Origin of the sequence: Paraburkholderia sp. BL18I3N2 (assembly GCF_003001875.1) — a bacterium.
GTDB lineage: Bacteria > Pseudomonadota > Gammaproteobacteria > Burkholderiales > Burkholderiaceae > Paraburkholderia > Paraburkholderia phytofirmans.
The window spans coordinates 39,557-60,048 of the sequence record NZ_PVNC01000007.1; the positions used below are offsets into that span (position 1 = coordinate 39,557).

Below are 20,492 nucleotides of genomic sequence, written 5' to 3' on the forward strand. Positions count from 1 at the left end.
CGGCATGAATTCCCAAACCGACCTCGTCCCCGCGCCCGCGAGCGCTCCGGCCCCCGCCGGCGCAACGGAAGATCTCGCCCAGCACGCGCAATTCGTCGACTGGATGCGCTCAGTCGCCCCTTACATCCATGCGTTCCGTAACAAGACGTTCGTCGTCGGGTTCGGCGGCGAGGTGGTGCATCAGGGGCTCCTGAACGCGCTCGTCTCCGATATCGCGCTGCTGCAGGCCATGGGCATCCAGATCGTGCTGGTGCACGGCTCGCGCCCGCAGGTCGAGGAGCAGATGAGCCTGCACGGCGTGGAGTCCGAGTTTTCGCACGGCATGCGCATTACGGACGCACGCGCGCTCGAATCCGCGAAAGAAGCGGCCGGCGAAGTGCGCCTGGATATCGAGGCCGCGATCAGCCAGGGCTTGCCGAATACGCCGATGGCGCACGCGCACATCAGCGTGGTGTCGGGCAACTTCGTGACGGCGCGGCCGGTCGGGATTCTCGACGGGGTTGATTTCGCTCACACCGGCGTGGTGCGTAAGATCGACGCCGATTCGATCCGCCACTCGCTGGCGAGCCGCAAGCTGGTGCTGCTCTCGCCGCTCGGCTTCTCGCCCACCGGCGAGGCCTTCAATCTGGCCATGGAAGACGTGGCGTCCGCCGCGGCGATCGCGCTGCGCGCCGACAAGATCGTGTTCCTGACCGAAACGCCGGGCCTGATGGAAGCCGGCGAAGACGGCCCCGTACTGGTGCGCGAACTGTCGCTCGACGACGCCTACAAACTGCACGAAAGCGGTGAAGTCACTGGCGACGCGGGCTTCTATCTGAAGCACTCGATTCGCGCCTGCCGCGGCGGCGTGGCGCGGGCGCACATCATCCCCTACGCGCTCGACGGCAGCCTGCTGCTCGAACTGTTCCTGCACGACGGCGTGGGCACGATGATCTCGTACGAGAACCTCGAAAGCCTGCGCGAAGCCACGCCGGACGACGTCGGCGGCATTCTCGCGCTGATCGAGCCGCTCGAATCGGACGGCACGCTGGTGCGGCGCGGGCGTCACCAGATCGAGCGCGACATCGACCATTTCTCGGTGATCGAGCACGATGGCGTGCTGTTCGGCTGCGCGGCGCTGTATCCGTACACGCAGGAGCGCATAGGCGAAATGGCGTGCCTGACGGTCGCGCCCGAAGCGCAAGGCACCGGCGACGGCGAACGGCTGTTGAAGCGCATCGAGCAGCGCGCACGGGCGCGCGGCCTGACGCGCATTTTCGTGCTCACCACGCGTACCGAACACTGGTTTCTCAAGCGCGGCTTCGTCAAGGTTACGGTCGACGACCTGCCGGAAGACCGCCGCCGACTCTATAACTGGCAGCGCAAGTCGCTCGTGCTGATGAAACAGCTCTGAGCGGCCCTATATAGCGACTGTCCGCCCTCACACCGATTCTAGGAGAAGCACAGCATGACTCGTATGGTTCAATGCGCGAAGCTCGGCAAGGAAGCCGAAGGCCTCGATTTCCCGCCGCTGCCGGGCGAACTCGGCAAGCGGATCTACGAAGGCATCTCGAAGGAAGCCTGGCAGGCCTGGTTGAAGCAGCAAACCATGCTGATCAACGAAAACCGCCTGAACATGGCTGATCCGCGCGCGCGCCAATATCTGATGAAGCAGACCGAAAAGTTTTTCTTCGGCGAAGGCGCGGATACGGCGCAGGGTTACGTGCCGCCGTCGGCTGAGTAAAGGCTTTCACGCCTTTAAACTGCATGACCGAAATCCGCGCCGCGTGCGCGGATTTTTTTCGTCCGCACGCGCGACCGGATTCACCGAATCGAGACCACCAGATCGCGCCTCCAACATCGCCGAGGATTCTCCAAACGGTACATTTCCGCGCGCTTTTAAGCCTCTTTTCCAGACCGCCAGGATCCGCTCGATCCCCCGTCCCGCAAGGGATTGAGCGTGCCCGCCAACTCGCCAGGCGGACACCGGGTTTGCACGATCCTCTGTTATCGTGCTATCATGTGCCTCGTTCCAACAGCATTTCACCTTCATTCACGTTCTCTTCAATCTGGCGCGCAGTGCGTGTGCCATCCCGAATTGAACAGTTTTTATACAAGAAGGCTTGTCGGTCGTTTCCCCGTTTCGCGTCACCCGTGAGCGGCGAATAAAGCACCGGCCTTTTTCGTTTCAAGCCTTCCAGCGGCGCATGGGCCAGCTTTCAGCCACCCCAGCGTCCTCATGCACCTGCCCCCCTTCCACGGCCACGCAGGTGCAACGTCAGCACAATCTAGACGAGTGTTTTTTCGCGACCTGTCTCGCGAGGCACGGGCGTTGTGTTTTCCATCGCGCCCCGCTCCATCGCCCTTCAACGGCGACGGAGACGCTTTCGCCTTGCTCGCGAAACTGCACTTCCCAGCAACCGTGGCGGAACGTTCATGCGCATCATGAGTTTCGTCGCAGTCATTGGAGTTTTCACCTTGACCGCTTCCAGCAACGGCTTCTGGCGACACCACAAAGAAGAACAACGCCTCTCTCTCGACGACATCACTGTCGTCGACAAATCTCTCCTCAAGCGGGCCGTCGGCGCCATGGCGCTCGGCAACGCCATGGAATGGTTCGATTTCGGCGTGTACAGCTACATCGCCGTCACGCTCGGCAAAGTGTTCTTCCCGTCGGCCAGTCCGGCTGCGCAGTTGATCGCCACGTTCGGCACGTTCGCCGCGGCGTTCCTCGTGCGGCCGGTGGGCGGCATGGTGTTCGGGCCGCTCGGCGACCGCATCGGCCGACAGCGTGTGCTCGCCATGACCATGATCATGATGGCGCTCGGCACTTTCGCGATCGGTCTGATTCCCAGCTACACGACGATCGGCATTCTCGCGCCGATGCTGCTGCTGGTCGCGCGTCTGGTGCAAGGCTTCTCGACCGGCGGCGAGTACGGCGGCGCGGCCACCTTCATCGCCGAATTCTCGACCGACAAGCGCCGCGGCTTCATGGGCAGCTTCCTCGAGTTCGGCACGCTGATCGGCTACGTGCTCGGCGCGGGCACCGTTGCCGTGCTGACCGCGACGCTCTCGAACGACGCGCTGCTCTCGTGGGGCTGGCGTGTGCCGTTCCTGATCGCCGGCCCGCTGGGTCTGGTGGGTCTGTACATCCGGATGAAGCTCGAAGAAACGCCTGCGTTCAAGAAGCAGGCCGAGCAACGCGAAGCCGAGGACAAAGCCGTGCCGAAGCAGTCGTTCGGCCAGTTGCTGGCGCAGCAATGGAAGCCGCTGCTGCTGTGCGTCGGCCTCGTGCTGATCTTCAACGTCACCGACTACATGGCGCTCTCGTATCTGCCGAGCTATCTGTCGGCCACGCTGCACTTTAACGAAACGCACGGCCTGTTCCTCGTGCTGCTCGTGATGGTGCTGATGATGCCGATGACGCTCGCCGCCGGTCGTCTGTCCGACACGATCGGCCGCAAGCCGGTGATGCTGTTCGGTTGCGTGGGTCTGTTCGCGCTGTCGATTCCCGCCCTGCTGCTGATCCGCATGGGCACGGTGCTGCCGGTGTTCGGCGGCCTGATGATTCTCGGCGTGCTGCTGTCGTGCTTTACCGGTGTGATGCCGTCGGCGCTGCCGGCGCTGTTCCCGACCAAAATCCGCTACGGCGCGCTGGCGATCGGCTTCAATATTTCGGTGTCGCTGTTCGGCGGGACGACGCCGCTCGTGACGGCGTGGCTGGTCGACCGCACCGGCAATCTGATGATGCCCGCGTACTACCTGATGGGCGCGTCGCTGATCGGTATCGTCTCGGTGATGGCGCTGCGCGAAACCGCCCGCAAGCCGCTGCTGGGCTCGGGCCCGTGCGTCGCGACGCGTGCCGAAGCACATGCGGTGTTGCGCGGTGAGCGTGAAGCCGAGGAGATGGACGAAGGTTATGCGGCTACGGCTACGGCGCGTGCCTGAGCACGGGTTGTTTGATGGTTAGCGCGGCTTGTCCGCGAGAAGTCCGAGAGCGGGCCGGCAATCTTTTGCCGGCCCGTTTTTTATGGCGTCAGCGAATCGAAGCTCGCGCTTGCGTGCGCACCTTCGATGATCAGAATCCCGGCTGAAATCGGCAGTTTGAAACGCCGTGGCCCCGCGCTGCCTGGATTGACGAACAGCACGCCGTCGCGTTCGCTGATCATTGGCTTGTGCGAATGGCCGGTCACCACCACGTTGATCCCCTCGCTGCGCGGATCGGCGCCCACGTCGGCGATGTCATGCACGACGAGAATCGTCACTTGCTGCACGGTCAGCGTGGTGCGCGTCGGCAACGACGCGGCCCAGGCGCCGGTATCGTTATTGCCGCGCACCGCCGTGACCGGCGCGATCCGCGTGAGTGCATCGAGCACGGCTTCGTTGCAGATATCGCCGGCGTGAATGATCGCGTCGCAACCGGCCAGATATTGCAACGCCTCCGGGCGCACGAGATTGTGCGTGTCGGAGATCAGGCCGATTCGTGTGCGTGTGGGTTGTCGAGTGCGCGAAGTCATGTTGGAAGTATCGGGCAAATGAGCGGACTGCGTGCGCGGTCGTTTCGCTGAGCGGGCATCTCCGCTCTTCGCGGTCATAAGCGCGGCAAACCCACCCACTCAATCCGCCGACTGCTACTCGGCGAGTTCGCGCGACACGGCCTGCACCGGCCGTTTCGCGCCGAGCATCCGTTTGGTGGCGCCCTGCACGATCACCGACACCGCCGAGGCGCACGCGAAGCTGATCCACACGCCGTACTGCGGCAGCATCGTCGCCGTCACGGCAAAGAACGCCGCGAACGAGGCGCGGCCAATCACCATGCCGCGCATCAGCAAGGCGACGAAGTCCGGACCATGTGCGCGCTGGGCGGACACCGCGAGCACGATGCCGAGCAAGGGGAAAACCGACAGCAGTCCGCTCCACGTCGCGCCCATCGATGCGGAAAGCGTGGTTACCGCGACCGTCAGCAACGCCCCGGCGAGCATGCGCACGGCAAGATCGCCGAGTCCGAGTCGCGCCGCGGGCACGTGACCGTTCACGCGCGGCAAGCCGCTTTGCGACACCGCCACGGCTACACAGGCCGCCGCCACCGCCCATGCAAGTCCGGCGGGAAGCTGCGTGAGCACAATTGCAACGCCGACCCAACCGGCCATACCGACGATCAGCGCGAGCGGCCACGCCACACGCCGGCAAGTCCACGCATACGCGAAATTAAACGCTTCCGATGCGGCAATCGCCGCGATCGAAGCCGCCGACGCCTGCGCCGCGAACGACGGCCCACGCTCCAGCGCGAGCAGCAACACGATCGGCCCGGCGACCACCGGCAGCCCCGCGAGCCAGCCCGCCACCGAGGGCCCCCACACGCGTCCCGCCACGGTCAGCACGGCGAGAAACGCCGGCACCAGCACCAGCTTGAGCGCGAGCAGCACGCTTACGATTCCAGCACATGTTCGATGCGCCGGTCCGGCACCAGCCACCACGCGGCAGCGAGCGTATAAAGCGCGGCCGAAACCCAAGGCACGACAAACGCCAGCGCAATGCCCGCCAGATAGATCACGACCGAAACCTTGCCCTTGAAATCGTTGCCGACGGCTCTTGCGAGCGTCGAGTCCTTGCCGTGCTCGCGGATCAGCACGCCCATCAGAATGAAATACGCGATCGACGACATGAACAGCACCACGCCGTACATCGCGGTCGGCCAGGAAGCCAGATGGTTTTCGCCGACCCAATGCGTGACGGCCGGCAGCAGCGACAGCCAGAACAGCAGATGGAGGTTGGCCCACAGCACCGCGCCGTTGACCTTCTGCACGGCATGGAACATGTGATGGTGATTGTTCCAGTAGATGCCGACGTAGATAAAGCTCAGCACGTACGCGCAGAACACGGGGAGCACAGGCCGCAGCGCGGCGAGATCGAAGCCTTCCGGCACCTTCAGCTCGAGCACCATGATCGTGATGATGATGGCGATCACGCCATCGCTGAAGGCTTCGACACGTCCCTTGCCCATCGGTTGGATTCCTGATGATGAATGCGGTTGCGCGCACCGTTCGCCCGCGTTCCGCAGACGACCCACGCCGTTGCCGATTATCCGCGATGGCCCGGCGCTTTGTCGATGCGCCTGATCGATCGGCAGTTTGCCGCGGTCAGGTCGAAGCGTCGTCCGGGTAATAGACGGCGAGCCACACGCTGGGCTCCTGCTCGCTCGTCCATGCCACGCGATGCCGGCAATGGGCGTCGATCAGCACGTGATCGCCGGCCTTCATCTGGTGAGCCTCGGCCTCGCCTTCGAATTCGAGCGCCGCCGCACCGCTCAGCAGCACGACCCACTCGGCGCGCAGACTGTCGTACCAGAAGCCCGGCGGGCTGGCGTGACCCATCGAGACGATCCGCTCGATGTTCACGCCGCCCTGCTCGACCAACGTGTGGACCTGCTCGTCCACACCCGCCGATGCGTCGTGGTCGAACAGATTGCCGCTTCGGATTGCGCGCTTCATCGTACGTGCTCCGCTCGCGTGCGCCGGTCACTTCATGGGCTTGAGTCCATCGAGCAAGGTCGGAATAAGTTCGCTGATGGTCGGGTGAATATGCATCGCGTACTGCAAGGTCGGATACGGCGCGCCCGCCGTCATGATGTCGATGAACGTGTGAATCGCCTCGTCGCCTTCGATGCCGTGAATCGCCGCCCCGAGAATCCGCTTGCTCTCCTTGTCGACCATCACCTTCATGAAGCCGTCGGTCTCGCCGCGTTCGCGCGCGCGGCCCACGCGTGTCATCGGCATGGTGGCGAACAGCGCGTCGCGGCCCGATTTGCGTACCTCGGCCTCCGACGCGCCGACCCGCGCGAGCGGCGGATCGACGAACACGGCATACGCCATGATCCGCGTATCGACGCTGCGTGAGCCGCCGTCGAGCAGATTGGCCGCGACGATCTGATAGTCGTCGTAGGAGGTGTGGGTGAAGGCGCCGCGTCCGTTGACGTCGCCGATCGCCCAGATGCCCGGCACGTTGGTGCGCAACTGGCCGTCGACGGGAATCGTGCCGTGCTTGTCCACCGTGATGCCGGCGGCAGCAAGGCCGAGGTCGTCGGTGTTCGGTTCACGGCCGGTCGCGAACAGCAGGTGCGACGCTTCGAGAGCGGGAATGTTCTGCTCGAAGCCGACGCACACTTCGTTTTCGCGATGCGGATGCGGTTCCACCCGCGAAGGCTGCACATTGAAGCGAAATTCCACGCCTTCGCGCGCGAGCACCTTCTGCACGGAATCGGCGAAATCGGCGTCTTCGCGCGTGAGCAAGCGTTCGCCGCGCACCAGCACGGTCACCTGGCTGCCGAAGCGGCGAAAGATCTGCGCGAATTCGAGCGCGATATAACTCGCGCCGACGATCACCAGATGACTCGGCAATTCCGTCAGATCGAGCAGGTTGGAGTTGGTGTAGTAGCGAATCCGCTCGAGTCCGTCGAGCGGCGGCACGACGGCGCGCGTCCCGGTATTGATGAAGACTTCGTCGGCGCTGATCTCGTCGAGCAGCTTGCCGTCCGGTCCGCTGATAGCGAGTGCATGCGGTCCGGTGAAACGCGCGTGGCCTTTGAACACGCTCATGTTCTTCGTGCCGCGCAGCCATGCTTCGACGCCGTCGCGCGACTGCCCGATAACTTTGTCCTTGCGTGCCTTGACGGCGGCCAGATCGACGCTGATCGCGCCGCCCACCTGCACACCGAGTTCCGCGCAATGACGCGCGACATGCGCCGCGCGGGCGCTCGCCACATAGGATTTGGTCGGCGTGCAGCCGACGTTCACGCAGGTGCCGCCAAACGCAGCCCGTTCAATGACCGCCGTTTTGCGGCCGCTTTTAGCGAGACGGACGGCGAGCGGTGAACCGCCTTGTCCCGTACCGATCACAACTGCGTCGAAGTGCTGTGGCATGGCGACTCTCCCGAGGCTGGGGTGCTGGTCGTAGCATCTTACGCTTCGCCCCTGGAATCACCATGTTGTGCTGCTCACTACTGCCGCGGATTGTTGCGGATGACTGCTGGTTTCCGTCCGTTGTGCTCAGGCGTGGCAATGCACGGCGCAGATCAGTTCGCGCGAACGTTGCAGCGCGGCCTGCGCGCCGCGGGACGCCATCACCCAGCCGACCTGGCCGAGATTGAAATCTTGCGACACCATCACCTGCATGAGGGCGACCATCGGTAAGACCACCGACGGCCGGTAAAGCTGGTCTCTGATTAAAGCTGGCATGACAACTCCCATCGCACGACGCCGCTTCGGCATCGCGCTCAAATTTACCTTTCGATGGGAGGATTTTAGGGAGAGAGGCCTCGCGGATAAATACCGCGAACGCGAAGTCACTTGTCCAGCAAACCGAACAATCCCGTCGGAATGTCCGCGCCGCGCGCCGTGCAACCCCGCCTTCGCAAGCCCGGCAACGGGTCCGGGCTTGCGTGCGGGACGGCCGGCAGGTTCACGAGGCGTCGGCGACGTTGAGCTGCGCGTCCCACAAACCGCGGGCGTATGCACTGGCCCCGACCGGACGGCTGTAAAGATAGCCTTGCTGCTTGTCGCAATCGATCGCGCGCAGGAACGCCGCCTGTTCGGCGGTTTCCACGCCTTCGGCGGTGACGTTCATGCCGAGCGAGTGCGCCATCGCCACCACGGCCTGCGTAATTGCAATCGAATCGCGATGATCTGGCAAACCCGCGACGAACGAGCGGTCGATTTTCAGGTTATGCAGCGGGAAGCGCTTCAGATACGACAGCGACGAATAGCCCGTGCCGAAGTCGTCGACGGAAATGCGCACGCCCATGGCGTTCAGTGCGCTCAGCATCGGCAGGACAGTTTCGCTGTCGCTCATCAGCAGCCGTTCGGTGATCTCCAGCTCCAGCGCCGTCGGCTCGAGCCCGGACTGCGCGAGACAGCGTTCGATCCGCTCCACCAGACCGTCGTTGAACTGCCGCGGCGACAGGTTCACCGCGACGATCAGCTCCGGCGCCAGCGTGCGCCGCCATTGCGCCACCTGCTCGCAGGCCCGCGCCAGCACGAAGTCGCCGATTTCGACGATCAGCCCGGCATCTTCGGCCACGGGGATGAATTCCCCCGGCGACACGTTGCCCAGCTCGCTGTTGTACCAGCGCAGGAGCGCCTCGGCGCCGATCGTGCGGCCGTCGCGGCTGTCGACGATCGGCTGGTACACGAGGCTCAGTTCGTTGCCGGCGAGCGCGCGCCGCAGCGATTGCTCGATCGTGAAGCGGCGCTGCAGATGCTGATTCAGCTCGGCGGTGAAGAACTGGAAGTTGTTGCGGCCGCGCTGCTTGGCGTGATACATCGCCGAATCCGCGTTGCGCATGAGCGTGGCGACGTCCTGGCCGTCTTCCGGAAAGCGGCTGATGCCGATCGACGCGCCCAGGTAGTACTCGTTGTCCGCCACCGCGAACGGCACCGCGATCATGTCGAGAATGCGGCGCGCGAGGCCGATCAGATGCGCAGTATTTTCATATGCGCTGATCACGATCACGAATTCGTCGCCGCCCACGCGCGCAAGCGTGTCCTCGGGCGAAATGCACGCCGAGAGGCGCTCCGCCACGCTGCAAAGCAGGGTGTCGCCAGCCTCGTGGCCTGCCGTGTCGTTGACCTTCTTGAAGCCGTCCAGATCGACGAACAGCACGGCGACGCTCGCCAGCTCGCCCATGCCGGACGACATGTCCGGCGTGAACAGGTCGCGCATCCGCTCGGTGAGATAGGCGCGGTTGTAGAGGCCGGTGAGTGAATCGCGGGTGGCGAGGAACTTGAGCTGACGCTGCGCCTCGCGCACGGGTCCGATGTCGGTAAACGAAATCAGCACCGAACCGGGTTCGCTCTCGCCCGGCTTGATGATCGGCACGACGTTCTGGGTGATCCAGACAATGTCGCCGCCGATCAGCTCCACGCCGATCGTGACGCCGAGCACCGGTTTGCCGGTGCTCAACACCTGCGCGGTCGGGCGGGCGGCGTCGACGACAAGCGAGCCGTCTTCGTGATACGCCCGCACCATCACCGTATGAATACTGCGGCCGACGATCTGCGGGGTCGCCCGCAAGATGCGCTGCGCGCTCGGATTGCAGGCGAGCACGATGCCGTCACGCGACTGCACGACGATTCCTTCGATCAGATGATCGACCACCAGCCGGTGATGCTCCTCGCTGTGCGCGAGGCGCTGGACCATGGTGTCCTGATGCACGGCGAGACCGACGCTGTGGCCGATGTCGCGCAGCATCGCTTCTTCCTCGGCGCCCGGACGTCGCGGCACGCGGTAGTAGACCGCGAAAGCGCCGAGCACCACGCCGGAATCGTTTTCAAAGGGCACCGACCAGCACGCCCGCAGCCCGATCGGCAACGCGAGGTGCCGGAAGTCGGCCCACAGCGGATCGGTTTCGATATCCTCGACGACGACGAGGCGCCGCTCGTACATCGCGGTGCCGCACGAGCCGACCCGTGGACCGATCGCCGCGCCGTCGATCGCCGCGCTGAAATGCGCCGGCAGCGACGGTGCGCCACCCACTCTGGCGTGCACGCCGTCGGCTTCGAGCAGCAGGATTGAACAGGACGCGCCTTCGCCCAGCAGCGCTTCAGCGCGGCGGCATACTTCGTCAAGCAATTCCGGCAGCGGCGTGTTGCGGGTGATCAACCGCAACACCGTGCGCTCCGACGCCACCACTCCTTCGGCGAGATTCGATCCATAGCGGCTTTCAGGCGCTGCTTCCAGCTTGTTTTCTGATGTCGCTTCGCAAGTCATATGTGCGCCCCCTAACCCGACATCGGCAGCTTAGTGTACGCGGCACACCGGGGTTTACGCGAGGCCGGTGAATTTAATTCGTCGCGGATGGGAGACGGCTTGGCAAATTGGGCCGGTTCATGCCTTGGGGAAACGGCGCAAAGGCCTTGCTGGAGCGGGTGATGGCGCCTTGGGCGGGCGCCTCCGCCGCCGCCCTGTCCTTCACCGCCGTTGCCGCCACCCGGCGGCCTTCCCCCGCCACGCCCCGGTGTATCGCCGCGCGGTGCATCCGCTTACATGCGAGTGGCACGGCACATGCCTGAAGGCGCTCAGTCAACCGCCCCCGTCGATTCCCGCCGTCCCCGTGAGGCAAGATTTGGTAACCACCCACCTGAAGTCACGCGTTTTTCGGGCGTCCGCGTACCGGCATCTCGGCCGATCATCCATTGCATGAAAAAGCCATGCACTGCCAGGACCGCAATGACCATCATCCGCCCACTTCTGATCGCCGCGCTGATGCTCGCGCATCCAGTCGCCCATGCCACCAGCTTCGACTGCAACCGGGGACGCTCGCTAACCGAGAAGATGATTTGCAACGACCCCGCGCTCTCGAAGCTCGACGACACGCTGGGGCAACTGTACTGGAAAGCGCGTCGGCGGGTCAGCAACCGGCGCGCCTTTCTCACCGACAGCGACAGCAAGTGGGCGTGGCGTGAAGCGAACTGCCGCGATGCGGCGTGTCTGGGGACGTGGTACGCGACGCGTATCGAGGAACTGCAAACGCTGATCGAAGGGATGCAAACCGGAACGCCGCCGCCATCGACCACGCCGGTTGAGCCCGAAACGCCACGCAGGCCGCTCATGGCCCCCGCGCAACCCACCGAGGTGGCGATGCGTCAGTGCACGGCGGCGAATCCCGGGATCGTGGTGAACGAGCAGTGTTCCAGCGTGCTCAAGGAGACCAGCGGGCAGTGGAAACATCAGCCGCGCGGCGGCGACTGGTTCTGCGGCATCGCGATGCTGGCGCCGCCGCAAATGCAGGCCGACGCCGCGCAATGACCAAAGCATGCTTTGCATGCCGGCTCAGCGAGGCTGTGCATGCAAGCAGGGGCGCAAACGTCGCGATTCTCTCTCGCGCAAGCGCACCAAGCGCACCAAGCGCACCAGGCACGGCTAGCGGCCGCTCCAGAATCCGCGCTGCACCGCCATCACCTCGGCTTCCACTTCGGGCACCGGTCCGATCACCTCGACCGGTTTCTGGCAATGGTCGAAGACATACCGGCAGTCCACGCTCATGGTCGGATTCTCGGCGTGATCGCCGGTTGCCTCCAGCAAGCGCTTCTCGGTCATGCCGAACACCACCCGGCCGATGTTGGCCCAATACATCGTCCCGGCACACATGCAGCAAGGCTCGACCGACGTGTACAACGTGCAACTCCACAAATACCCAGGCGTGAAGTTCAACGCCGCCACGCGCGCCAGCACCGACTCGGCGTGATTCACCGTGTCGACGTTGCCCTGCTCCATCAGCACCGTCTCCTGGTCGGGTCCGACCAGCACTGCGCCGAACGGATGATGTCCCAGCAGCGTCGCCCGCTCGGCCACCCGGCTCGAATGCCGCAGATGCCGCACGATCTGCTCGTGCGTGGGCGTCAAACCCTGCGGCGGATAGTTGGCGGCCGCTGCGGCGGCCTCCGTCGAAACCGTCAGACTCACGGGCGATCTCCTTGAATAATAGTTAGATTAGCGAAGCAAAGTCTTACTTGGGCAGCGAGCCATCCACGCCCTGCACGAACCAGTTCAGACGCAGCAGTTCCGGATCGCTCAACGACTTGCCGGCGGCGACCTTCACCGCGCCGGATTGATCCATGATCGGACCGGCAAACGGATTGAACTTGCCGGAGATGATGTCATCGCGCTTCTGGCTCAAGGCCTTTTGCGCGGCCGGCGAAACGGCGTCGGTGTTGATGTCGGCGAGGTCGATCGCTTTCTCTTTCAGCCCCCACCACACCGGCGAATTGTTCCAGGTGCCCGCCATCACCTGATCGACCAGGTGCGTGTAGTACACGCCCCAGTTGCTCACGCATGCGCCGAGTTGCGCATTCGGCCCGAACTTCTTCATATCCGAGTCCCAGCCGAACGCATGCACCTTCTTCTGCTCGGCGGTCTGCATCGTCGCCGTCGAATCGGTGTTCTGGATCAGCACGTCGGCGCCCTGGCCGATCAGCGTTTCGGCGGCCTGCTTTTCGCGGCCCGGATCGAACCAGCTATTGATCCACACCACTTTCACGCGCGCATTCGGATTGACCGAGCGGGCGCCCATCGTGAACGCGTTGATGTTGCGCACCACCTCGGGCACCGGCACGGAGCCGACAAAGCCGAGCGTGTTCGACTTGGTCGTATAGCCCGCGACGAGACCCGCCAGGTAGGCGCTTTGATAGGTGCGCACGTCATAGGTGGCGAAGTTGGCGGCCTTCTTGTAGCCGGTGGCATGTTCGAACACTGCGTCGGGGAAGTCCTTGGCGACCTTCAGCTCGAAATCCTGAAAGCCGAAGCTCGAACCCACCACGATCTTGTTGCCCTTCGAGGCCAGATCTCGAAACACGCGCTCCGAATCGGCCGACTCCGGCACGTTCTCGACGCGCGTCACCTTGATCTTGTCGCCGTATTTCGCCTCGAGCGCTTTCACACCCTGTTCGTGCGCGTAGGTCCAGCCGGCGTCGCCCGGATTGCCGAGATAGACGAAGGCAATGCCGATCGGCTGCGTGGCGGCGGCCGACGCCCCCGCGGCGCTAAATGCCAGCGTCGCGCCAAGCGCGGCAGCAAGGACGGTGCGGACAGTTCGGACGGTTTTGATGCGCAGTGAACGATGCAGCGCTCGCGCCAGCGTTGTTTTCATGGATTCTCCGAAGATGGTTGAAGGTGCCTGCCCCAGCGCTCGGGATAACCCGGGCAAGGCTCCAGCATAGGGGGCCATATTCAAAGGCCAATTTCAGCGGAAAAAATATTTCCCGTTATTCCGCCCATAACCAGCCTAGTATTTTGGTCATTCCACAAAACATGTTCGATGTTTTCGAACGAGTGCGTCGGAGAAGTGGTACGGCAAGCCCGTCGCACAGGCGCAATATCACTCTCACCAACCCGCAACACTCTTTCGGAGATTCAAAATGACTCGCTTCCAAGGTAAATCGGTTCTCGTCACCGGCGGCAGCAGCGGCATCGGCTTCGCAGCCGCCAAGGCATTCGCCGATGAAGGCGCCCGTGTGGTTATCACCGGCCGCGATGCCGACGCCCTCGAAACGGCAAGAAAGGCCCTCGGCGCCGATGCCGTCGCGGTGCGCAACGACGCCGGCTCGGTGGCGTCTGCGCGCGAACTGGCGGCTGCGATCAGCGCCGCCGGCATCCGCCTCGACGCGGTGTTCGTCAACGCCGGCACCGCGAAATTCGCGCCGTTTCCTGACGTCGACGAAGCCTTCTGGGACGCGATGTTCAACACCAACGTCAAGGGCGCCTACTTTCAGATTCAGGCACTGCTGCCGTTGCTGAATCGCGGCGCGTCGATCGTGATCAACGGCTCGATCAATGCGCATATCGGCATGCCGGCGTCGTCCGTGTATGCGGCGAGCAAGGCCGCGGTGATTTCGCTGGCGAAGACGCTTTCGTCCGAACTGCTGCCGCAAGGCGTGCGCGTCAATGTGGTCAGTCCCGGCCCGGTGCAGACGCCGCTGTACGGCAAGCTCGGCCTCGACGCCGCCGCGCTCGAAGCCACCGCTGCGCAGATTCTCGGCCAGGTGCCGGTCGGCCGCTTCGGCACGCCGGAAGAAATCGCCTCGACCGTACTGCATCTGTCGGCGCCGGAGTCGGCGTTTATCGTCGGCACGGAAATCATCGCTGACGGCGGAATGAGCCAGCTTTAAAGCCATGCTCAGGCGAGCCGCGCTCGCGGCTCGCGTCGTCTGGCTGGCTGAGCACTCAGGCTTCACCCTGCTGTGCAAACCCGGGCCTCCCTTCACAGAGGCGCCCGGCAACAGAACCAGGTCTTCGCGCAGCATGCCGGTGCTCGGCATCGGCGGAGCGGGCAGTCTTGGACCGATTGTCGGCGAAGAGTTGCGGCATGTCGCGCTCGACGTCCAGTCCGTGCAGATCGAAGGCGCCGGCCATTGGGTCGCCGAAGAGCAGCCGCAGGCCGTCACCGACGCGCTGCTGAAATTCCTGCCGCCGGCCCGCTAACGCGCCACGCGATTCAGTGAAGCTTCGGCGACTCGTCCGTCTGATTCTCGTCGGGCGCGTCACCGTCGCCGCCGCCAAACAACTCGCCGCACAGACTTTGGCCTATTTCGCTCAGGCGCGCTGTGCCCGTGCCTTCCTCATTGAACGTCGTGTCCACCAGGCCGCCGTCGACGAGCGCCGTCAACTGCCGCCGCAAGCCGCTCATCGGCACGCCCGCCTGCTTCGACAGCTTGGCGAGCGACCACGCGCCGCCCGGCGTTTCCCGATGCGCGCGCCACAATTGCGTCAGGATGGCGACCAGCACCGGATCGAGTTCGTCGTCTTCCATAGTCAGTGTCTCCTCCTTTTTTACGCCATCTGCATGACCAGTTCGCCGAGCGTCTTCAAAGCCGCTTCGGTCTGTGCGGTCCACGGATAGCTGTAGTTGAGCCGGATGAAATGGCGAAAATCGTTGCGCGTCGAAAACATCATGCCCGGCCCGACCGTGATGCTGCGCGCAAGCGCCGCCTGGTAGAGCCGCATCGAATCGACCCGCTCGGGCAGTTCGACCCACAGCACGTAGCCGCCCTGCGGCGTCGACATGCGTGTGCCGGCCGGAAAAAACCGCTGCACCATCGCCATCATGATGCTGGCTTGCTGCCGATAAACCTTGCGCACGTGCCGCAGATGCCGATCGTAGCCGTCCTGCCGCAAATAATCGGCGACCGCGACTTGCGGCACCGACGGCGTGGTCAGCGTATTCAGAAACTTCAGCTTTTCGACCTGGGCGCGATAGCGTCCCGGCAGCGCCCAGCCGATCCGGTACGACGCGGTCAGACTCTTCGAAAACGACGCGCAGTGCAGCACCAGCCCTTTCGTGTCGAAGTTCTTCAAGGTCGACGGCCGCGTCTCGCCGAAGTAAAGCTCCTGATAGACGTCGTTCTCGATCACCGGTATCTCGTGCGCCGCCAGCAGTTCGACCAGCTGCCGCTTGCGCGCGTCGGGCATCTGGAAACCAAGCGGATTCTGGAAGTTCGGCATCACCATGCACGCCGCGATCTTCTGTTCGGCGATCACCTGGGCCAACGCCTCGATATCGATGCCGTGAAGCGGATGCGTCGCCACCTCGATCGCGCGCATGCCGAGGCGCTCGATGGCGTGCAGCATCGCGTAATAGGTCGGCGATTCGACGGCTACCGTATCACCAGGTTTGGCGACCGCCTGCAGGCTCAGGTTGATCGCTTCGGTCGCGCCGAGCGTAATTACGATCTCGTCGGGATCGACCGGCACGCCGTTCTCGGCGTAGCGCCGGGCGATCTGCCGGATCAGCTCGGGGTTGCCCGGCGGCAGGTCGTCGATCAGATTCCAGCTCGCGTGGCGTCGCGCGATCGCGTTCGCGTACTGGTTGATGCGCCGCCATGGGAACAGCGACGGATCCGGATACGGCGAGCCGAACGGCACGGCGTCGTGCGCGCGGATGCTGCGCAAAGTCGACAGCACGAGGCGGCTCACGTCCACCGCGGCGGCCACCGGCGGTGTGTGCGGCATGTGCGGGCGACCTGGCCGTTGCTCGTCGAGCGCCACGGCTCGCGCGGCAGCGTCGCGCACGAAATAGCCCGACTGCGGACGCGTTTCGACAATCCCGCGACTTTCCAGCAACGCGTACGCGTGCAACACGGTCTTGATACTCACGCCATGCTGCTGGCTCGCCTGCCGCACGGACGGAATCCGCTCGCCCGCCGCGAACACGCCACGGCGCACGGCTTCGGTCATTTCATCGGCGAGTTTTTCGTACAGTTTCAAGGACTTCAGTCGAGCGCAAGCGTGGGCTGAAGCGCCAGTCTAGGGCAAAACCGATCAACTGTATCCCTTCCCTTTCCAATTTTCTGTATGCTGCGCTTTTTTTGGAACACAGTAGGCTTGCACCTATCGGCTCAACAGCCTCGTTCAAGCCCGATCCGGCGGCAACATCATGAAGAAACCCGAAGCTCGCATCGAACCCTATACGCACCCCGCCGCTGGCTGGGGTGCGCTCAAGTACGTCGCCATCAATCTGATCAAGGAAAAGGTAACGGGCGGCGACTACCGCATGCTGTTCAAGCAGAATCAGCCGGACGGCTTCGACTGCCCCGGCTGCGCGTGGCCGGATCGCGAGCATGCGTCCACCTTCGAGTTCTGCGAAAACGGCGTGAAGGCCGTGGCCGCCGAGGCGACCAGCAAACGCGTGACGCCGGCGTTCTTCGAGAAACATACGATCGCCGAACTGATGACGCAGTCGGATTTCGAACTCGAACAGCACGGCCGCCTGACCGACCCGCTCGTCTACGACGCCGTGAGCGACCGTTACGTGCCGATCGGCTGGGACGAAGCGTTCGACCTGATCGCCGATCACCTGAAGCGGCTCGACGATCCGGACCGCGCCGCCTTCTACACCTCCGGCCGCGCGAGCAACGAAGCCGCGTTCCTGTATCAGCTGTTCGTGCGCATGTACGGCACCAACAACTTCCCCGACTGCTCGAACATGTGCCACGAGGCGACCAGCCGCGGTTTGCCGCATACGGTCGGCATCGGCAAAGGCACGGTCACGCTCGACGACTTCGAACACGCCGACACGCTGCTGATCTTCGGCCAGAATCCGGCCACCAACCATCCGCGGATGCTCGGCGAACTGCGCGAGTGCGCCAAGCGCGGCGCGACCATCGTGTCGATCAATCCGCTGAAGGAGCGCGGCCTCGAACGCTTTGCGAGCCCGCAGCATCCGGTGGAAATGCTGACGATGGGCAGCACGAAGATCAGCTCCGTGTTCATTCGCCCGAAAGTCGGCGGCGATTTCGCGCTGATCAAGGGCGTGGCCAAGCGCGTAATCGAGCTCGACGACGAAGCGTTGGCGTCGGGCCTGGAACGCGTTCTGGATGTCGCGTTCATCGCCGAACATACCGTCGGCTTCGACGCCTTCGCCGATGACTTGCGCGCCGAGAACTGGGACACGATCGTCGCCGAAGCCGGCGTGCCGTTCGAAGACGTGCTGCAACTCGCCGACATCTACGTGAAGGGGAGCGCCGTGATTGCGACATGGGGCATGGGCCTCACGCAGCACAAGAACTCGGTGCCGACGGTGCAGATCCTGTCGAACCTGATGATGATGCGCGGCAATATCGGCCGGCGCGGCGCGGGCCTGTGCCCGGTGCGCGGCCACTCGAACGTGCAAGGCGATCGGACGGTTGGGATCGAGGAACGGCCGACGCAGGCGTTTCTCGACAAACTCGGCGAAGTCTACGATTTCGAACCGCCGCGCGAGCACGGACTCGACGTCGTCAACACCATTCAGGCGATGCTCGACGGCAAGGTGAAGGTATTCATCGGCCTGGGCGGCAATTTCTCGATCGCGACGCCCGACACGCCGCGCACATGGGAAGCGATGCGTTCGTGCGACCTCACCGTGCACATCACGACCAAGCTGAACCGCAGCCATCTCGTCCATGGACGCGACGCGCTGATTCTGCCGACGCTCGGCCGCACCGAAATCGACTTGCAGAACGGCGTGGCGCAAGGCGTGAGTGTCGAGGATTCGATGAGCATGGTGCATATCTCATACGGCATGAACAAACCGGCGTCGGAGAATCTGCTGTCGGAAATTGCGATCGTCGCGCGTATGGCGCATGCGACGCTCGGCAGCGCGAAAGTGGATTGGCTCGCGCAGGCCGCGGACTACTCGCTGATTCGCGACGGCATCGCGCAGGTGATCGAAGGCTTCACCGACTACAACGAGCGCTTGAAGAATCCTGGCGGCTTCCACCTCGGCGTGGCGTCGCGCGAGCGGATCTGGAAAACGCCGAGCGGCAAGGCGCAGTTTCTGGTGCACGCAATCGATATGGAGACGCCGATCCACCAGGCGCGCAAGGAACACGGCGAGCGGCTGATGACGTTGATGACAACGCGCTCGCACGATCAGTACAACACGACGATTTACGGTCTCGACGACCGTTATCGCGGCGTGTACGGACAGCGTCGCGTGCTGTTCGCCAACAAGGACGATCTCGCGATGCTCGGTTTCACGGCGGGACAACGCGTGGATATCACGAGCGTGTGGGCCGACGGCATCGAGCGTCGCGCCGATGGCTTTCTGCTCGTGGAGTACGACATTCCGCGCGGCTGTCTCGGCGCTTATTATCCGGAGACGAATCCGCTCGTGCCGCTGTCGTCGGTCGCCGATGGCGCGGGAACGCCGACGTCGAAGTCGATTCCGGTTTTATTGAAGGCCTCCGAAGTCGAGGCGATCGTGGCTTGATCGTTAGACAGGCTTTTTTGCCAGTTCGCGCTGCGTCAGATAGAGACGCAGATCGAACTCGATCTGGTGGTAACCCGGTTGCATGAACTCGCACAGACGGTAAAAGGCCTTGTTGTGGTCGCTTTCCTTCAGATGAGCGAGTTCGTGCACCACGATCATTTTCAGAAATTCCGGCGCCGCCGCTTTGAACAGCGACGCGATGCGGATTTCTTTCTTCGCCTTCAGCTTGCCGCCTTGCACGCGGGAGATGCTCGTGTGCAAACCTAGTGCGTGACGCACGACGTCGAGTTTGCTGTCGTAGGTGACCTTGTCGATCTGGTCCGCGCTGCGCAGGTGTTCGCGTTTCAGGTCGGCGCAGTAGGCGTACAGCGCCCGGTCTGTTTGCACGTCGTGCGTGTTCGGATAGCGCGCGGCGAGGTACCGGCCGAGCTGGTCGTCGGCGATCAGCTTTTTGACTTTCTCTTGAAGCGTGGGCGAGTAGCCGGTCAGGTATTTCAGGTGGGACATAGTTCTGCTCGGCACTCGCTCAAACGCCGCGGCGATTGTCTTCGCAATCGTCCCAATACCGAAGCGGGTCCCGATGATCGGGGTACTCCTTGTCCAGCCAGTCGGACAGAATCTTCCACTGCGGATGGTTCGGGCCGCTGCGCGTGTCCCAGAACGAATCCTTCAGGACGCTATTGTTACGGCCGCGATCCCGCACGACGATCCGGCAATGGTCGTTCGATTCATGGAATTCGGCCTTCAGGTAGTAGCGCGGCAGAATCTGCAATGCGGCGCCCTCGACGATGCGACCCTGCGCACGAACGACGCCCGCGCATTCGATTCGCAAAACGCCGTCCACCGACTTGTCCGCGCGCCATCCAACCGGCAACCTGACAACGCATTCGCCTTTGCCCACTTTGATCCAGTCCATGCGCCAGACGCGGGCGAGCGCATCGCGCATGGCGGCCGCATCGGCATAGCCGGGCGGCAGTTCGAACTGGCCCGGCAGGACGACCAGTTCGTCCCCGCCCGGCGTCACGCTGGCGGGACTGTCGAACGGGTCGTTGTCGAAGGGATTCGAGGGCCGGCTGGCCTTGGTGTTGCTGGTGGTCGGCAAATCCCCGAAGAGGCTTTCGGCGGCACGGCGTGCGCGCTTTGATTTTTCGTTGGCCATTGATTTTCTCGGTTGGGGTTGGGTTGGCCTGGTGGGGAACACTCGTTTTGCAGATCGACGTGCAGATTGCATCAACCGAGCCGACGGCTCGAACCCCGGACGCGGAACCAGCGC

The 20,492-nt window shown here is 63.7% G+C and carries 20 protein-coding genes; 7 read left to right on the forward strand and 13 right to left on the reverse strand.

From position 1 onward, the window contains the following. Positions 1 to 4 precede the first annotated feature (4 nt). The 3 genes from argA to proP all read left to right on the forward strand — a co-directional run bounded on the left by argA (position 5) and on the right by proP (position 3,927). Positions 5 to 1,393, forward strand: a complete 1,389-nt coding sequence (gene argA, locus B0G75_RS19955) for an amino-acid N-acetyltransferase (protein WP_106309263.1) — start codon at positions 5 to 7, stop codon at positions 1,391 to 1,393. A gap of 54 nt (positions 1,394 to 1,447) precedes the next feature. Next, entirely contained in the window at positions 1,448 to 1,723 is a 276-nt protein-coding gene (locus tag B0G75_RS19960; RefSeq protein ID WP_012433611.1) for an oxidative damage protection protein, read from the forward strand. A 701-nt stretch (positions 1,724 to 2,424) separates the two neighbouring features. Next, positions 2,425 to 3,927 carry a glycine betaine/L-proline transporter ProP gene (proP, locus tag B0G75_RS19965; RefSeq protein WP_258194613.1) on the forward strand — a complete coding sequence of 501 codons (1,503 nt, stop codon included), beginning with the start codon at positions 2,425 to 2,427 and terminating at the stop codon, positions 3,925 to 3,927. 80 nt (positions 3,928 to 4,007) lie between these two features. Here the strand turns inward: proP and B0G75_RS19970 are convergent, their stop codons facing one another. From B0G75_RS19970 to B0G75_RS20000, 7 genes are all read right to left on the reverse strand, one after another. After that, positions 4,008 to 4,496 (reverse strand): metallophosphoesterase family protein, encoded by a 489-nt coding sequence (locus B0G75_RS19970; protein ID WP_106310001.1) that lies wholly within the window; start codon positions 4,494 to 4,496, stop codon positions 4,008 to 4,010. Between the two features lie 114 nt (positions 4,497 to 4,610). Further along, positions 4,611 to 5,402 carry a hypothetical protein gene (locus tag B0G75_RS19975; protein WP_106310004.1) on the reverse strand — a complete coding sequence of 264 codons (792 nt, stop codon included), beginning with the start codon at positions 5,400 to 5,402 and terminating at the stop codon, positions 4,611 to 4,613. Between the two features lie 5 nt (positions 5,403 to 5,407). Next, the gene (locus tag B0G75_RS19980; RefSeq protein ID WP_106309266.1) at positions 5,408 to 5,983 is read right to left on the reverse strand and encodes a TMEM175 family protein; all 576 of its coding nucleotides are present in this window, start codon (positions 5,981 to 5,983) and stop codon (positions 5,408 to 5,410) included. Positions 5,984 to 6,119: 136 nt separating this feature from the next. Next, the gene (locus tag B0G75_RS19985) at positions 6,120 to 6,470 is read right to left on the reverse strand and encodes a cupin domain-containing protein (RefSeq protein ID WP_106309269.1); all 351 of its coding nucleotides are present in this window, start codon (positions 6,468 to 6,470) and stop codon (positions 6,120 to 6,122) included. Positions 6,471 to 6,497: 27 nt separating this feature from the next. Then, positions 6,498 to 7,898, reverse strand: coding sequence for an FAD-containing oxidoreductase (locus B0G75_RS19990; protein WP_106309272.1), 1,401 nt, complete (start codon positions 7,896 to 7,898; stop codon positions 6,498 to 6,500). A 126-nt stretch (positions 7,899 to 8,024) separates the two neighbouring features. Beyond that, on the reverse strand, positions 8,025 to 8,213 hold the full coding sequence (locus B0G75_RS19995) for a hypothetical protein (protein ID WP_012433618.1): 189 nt from the start codon (positions 8,211 to 8,213) through the stop codon (positions 8,025 to 8,027). Between the two features lie 223 nt (positions 8,214 to 8,436). Continuing rightward, positions 8,437 to 10,743, reverse strand: a complete 2,307-nt coding sequence (locus tag B0G75_RS20000) for a bifunctional diguanylate cyclase/phosphodiesterase (protein WP_106309275.1) — start codon at positions 10,741 to 10,743, stop codon at positions 8,437 to 8,439. Between the two features lie 459 nt (positions 10,744 to 11,202). Between B0G75_RS20000 and B0G75_RS20010 the strand changes: the two genes are divergently transcribed. After that, on the forward strand, positions 11,203 to 11,781 hold the full coding sequence (locus tag B0G75_RS20010) for a lysozyme inhibitor LprI family protein (RefSeq protein ID WP_106309278.1): 579 nt from the start codon (positions 11,203 to 11,205) through the stop codon (positions 11,779 to 11,781). Between the two features lie 114 nt (positions 11,782 to 11,895). Here the strand turns inward: B0G75_RS20010 and B0G75_RS20015 are convergent, their stop codons facing one another. Together B0G75_RS20015 and B0G75_RS20020 are read right to left on the reverse strand one after the other, a co-directional pair. Then, on the reverse strand, positions 11,896 to 12,438 hold the full coding sequence (locus B0G75_RS20015) for a nucleoside deaminase (protein ID WP_181309307.1): 543 nt from the start codon (positions 12,436 to 12,438) through the stop codon (positions 11,896 to 11,898). Positions 12,439 to 12,481: 43 nt separating this feature from the next. Next, entirely contained in the window at positions 12,482 to 13,621 is a 1,140-nt protein-coding gene (locus B0G75_RS20020; RefSeq protein ID WP_106309281.1) for a BMP family ABC transporter substrate-binding protein, read from the reverse strand. A 268-nt stretch (positions 13,622 to 13,889) separates the two neighbouring features. Here B0G75_RS20020 and B0G75_RS20025 point away from each other — a divergent pair, with 268 nt between their 5' ends. Further along, positions 13,890 to 14,639, forward strand: a complete 750-nt coding sequence (locus B0G75_RS20025) for an SDR family oxidoreductase (RefSeq protein WP_106309284.1) — start codon at positions 13,890 to 13,892, stop codon at positions 14,637 to 14,639. Positions 14,640 to 14,643: 4 nt separating this feature from the next. Further along, entirely contained in the window at positions 14,644 to 14,952 is a 309-nt protein-coding gene (locus B0G75_RS41395; protein WP_258194584.1) for an alpha/beta fold hydrolase, read from the forward strand. 13 nt (positions 14,953 to 14,965) lie between these two features. Here B0G75_RS41395 and B0G75_RS20035 read toward each other — a convergent pair whose 3' ends face one another. Then, a complete protein-coding gene (locus B0G75_RS20035) occupies positions 14,966 to 15,280 on the reverse strand; it encodes a helix-turn-helix domain-containing protein (protein ID WP_106309287.1) in 315 nt (104 codons plus the stop codon). A gap of 20 nt (positions 15,281 to 15,300) precedes the next feature. Next, positions 15,301 to 16,734, reverse strand: a complete 1,434-nt coding sequence (locus B0G75_RS20040; RefSeq protein ID WP_106309289.1) for a PLP-dependent aminotransferase family protein — start codon at positions 16,732 to 16,734, stop codon at positions 15,301 to 15,303. A 169-nt stretch (positions 16,735 to 16,903) separates the two neighbouring features. On the opposite strand from B0G75_RS20040, the gene B0G75_RS20045 reads away from it, so the two are divergent. Then, complete coding sequence (locus B0G75_RS20045; protein WP_106309292.1) at positions 16,904 to 19,219, forward strand: FdhF/YdeP family oxidoreductase; 2,316 nt, start codon at positions 16,904 to 16,906, stop codon at positions 19,217 to 19,219. Positions 19,220 to 19,222: 3 nt separating this feature from the next. On the opposite strand, the gene B0G75_RS20050 is transcribed toward B0G75_RS20045, so the two are convergent. Together B0G75_RS20050 and B0G75_RS20055 are read right to left on the reverse strand one after the other, a co-directional pair. After that, a complete protein-coding gene (locus B0G75_RS20050; RefSeq protein ID WP_106309294.1) occupies positions 19,223 to 19,726 on the reverse strand; it encodes a M48 family metallopeptidase in 504 nt (167 codons plus the stop codon). A 19-nt stretch (positions 19,727 to 19,745) separates the two neighbouring features. Further along, a complete protein-coding gene (locus B0G75_RS20055) occupies positions 19,746 to 20,378 on the reverse strand; it encodes a hypothetical protein (RefSeq protein WP_106309297.1) in 633 nt (210 codons plus the stop codon). Between the last annotated feature and the right edge of the window lie 114 nt (positions 20,379 to 20,492).

Coding starts and splice junctions, on each gene's coding strand:
- B0G75_RS20010 (WP_106309278.1), top strand. CDS start 11,203: ATGACCATCATCCGCCCACTTCTGATCGCCGCGCTGATGCTCGCGCAT.
- B0G75_RS20020 (WP_106309281.1), bottom strand. CDS start 13,621: ATGAAAACAACGCTGGCGCGAGCGCTGCATCGTTCACTGCGCATCAAA.
- B0G75_RS20045 (WP_106309292.1), top strand. CDS start 16,904: ATGAAGAAACCCGAAGCTCGCATCGAACCCTATACGCACCCCGCCGCT.
- B0G75_RS19960 (WP_012433611.1), top strand. CDS start 1,448: ATGACTCGTATGGTTCAATGCGCGAAGCTCGGCAAGGAAGCCGAAGGC.
- B0G75_RS20050 (WP_106309294.1), bottom strand. CDS start 19,726: ATGTCCCACCTGAAATACCTGACCGGCTACTCGCCCACGCTTCAAGAG.
- B0G75_RS19980 (WP_106309266.1), bottom strand. CDS start 5,983: ATGGGCAAGGGACGTGTCGAAGCCTTCAGCGATGGCGTGATCGCCATC.
- B0G75_RS41395 (WP_258194584.1), top strand. CDS start 14,644: ATGCTCAGGCGAGCCGCGCTCGCGGCTCGCGTCGTCTGGCTGGCTGAG.
- B0G75_RS20055 (WP_106309297.1), bottom strand. CDS start 20,378: ATGGCCAACGAAAAATCAAAGCGCGCACGCCGTGCCGCCGAAAGCCTC.
- B0G75_RS19985 (WP_106309269.1), bottom strand. CDS start 6,470: ATGAAGCGCGCAATCCGAAGCGGCAATCTGTTCGACCACGACGCATCG.
- proP (WP_258194613.1), top strand. CDS start 2,425: ATGAGTTTCGTCGCAGTCATTGGAGTTTTCACCTTGACCGCTTCCAGC.
- B0G75_RS20000 (WP_106309275.1), bottom strand. CDS start 10,743: ATGACTTGCGAAGCGACATCAGAAAACAAGCTGGAAGCAGCGCCTGAA.
- B0G75_RS20025 (WP_106309284.1), top strand. CDS start 13,890: ATGACTCGCTTCCAAGGTAAATCGGTTCTCGTCACCGGCGGCAGCAGC.
- B0G75_RS19990 (WP_106309272.1), bottom strand. CDS start 7,898: ATGCCACAGCACTTCGACGCAGTTGTGATCGGTACGGGACAAGGCGGT.
- argA (WP_106309263.1), top strand. CDS start 5: ATGAATTCCCAAACCGACCTCGTCCCCGCGCCCGCGAGCGCTCCGGCC.
- B0G75_RS20035 (WP_106309287.1), bottom strand. CDS start 15,280: ATGGAAGACGACGAACTCGATCCGGTGCTGGTCGCCATCCTGACGCAA.
- B0G75_RS19995 (WP_012433618.1), bottom strand. CDS start 8,213: ATGCCAGCTTTAATCAGAGACCAGCTTTACCGGCCGTCGGTGGTCTTA.
- B0G75_RS19970 (WP_106310001.1), bottom strand. CDS start 4,496: ATGACTTCGCGCACTCGACAACCCACACGCACACGAATCGGCCTGATC.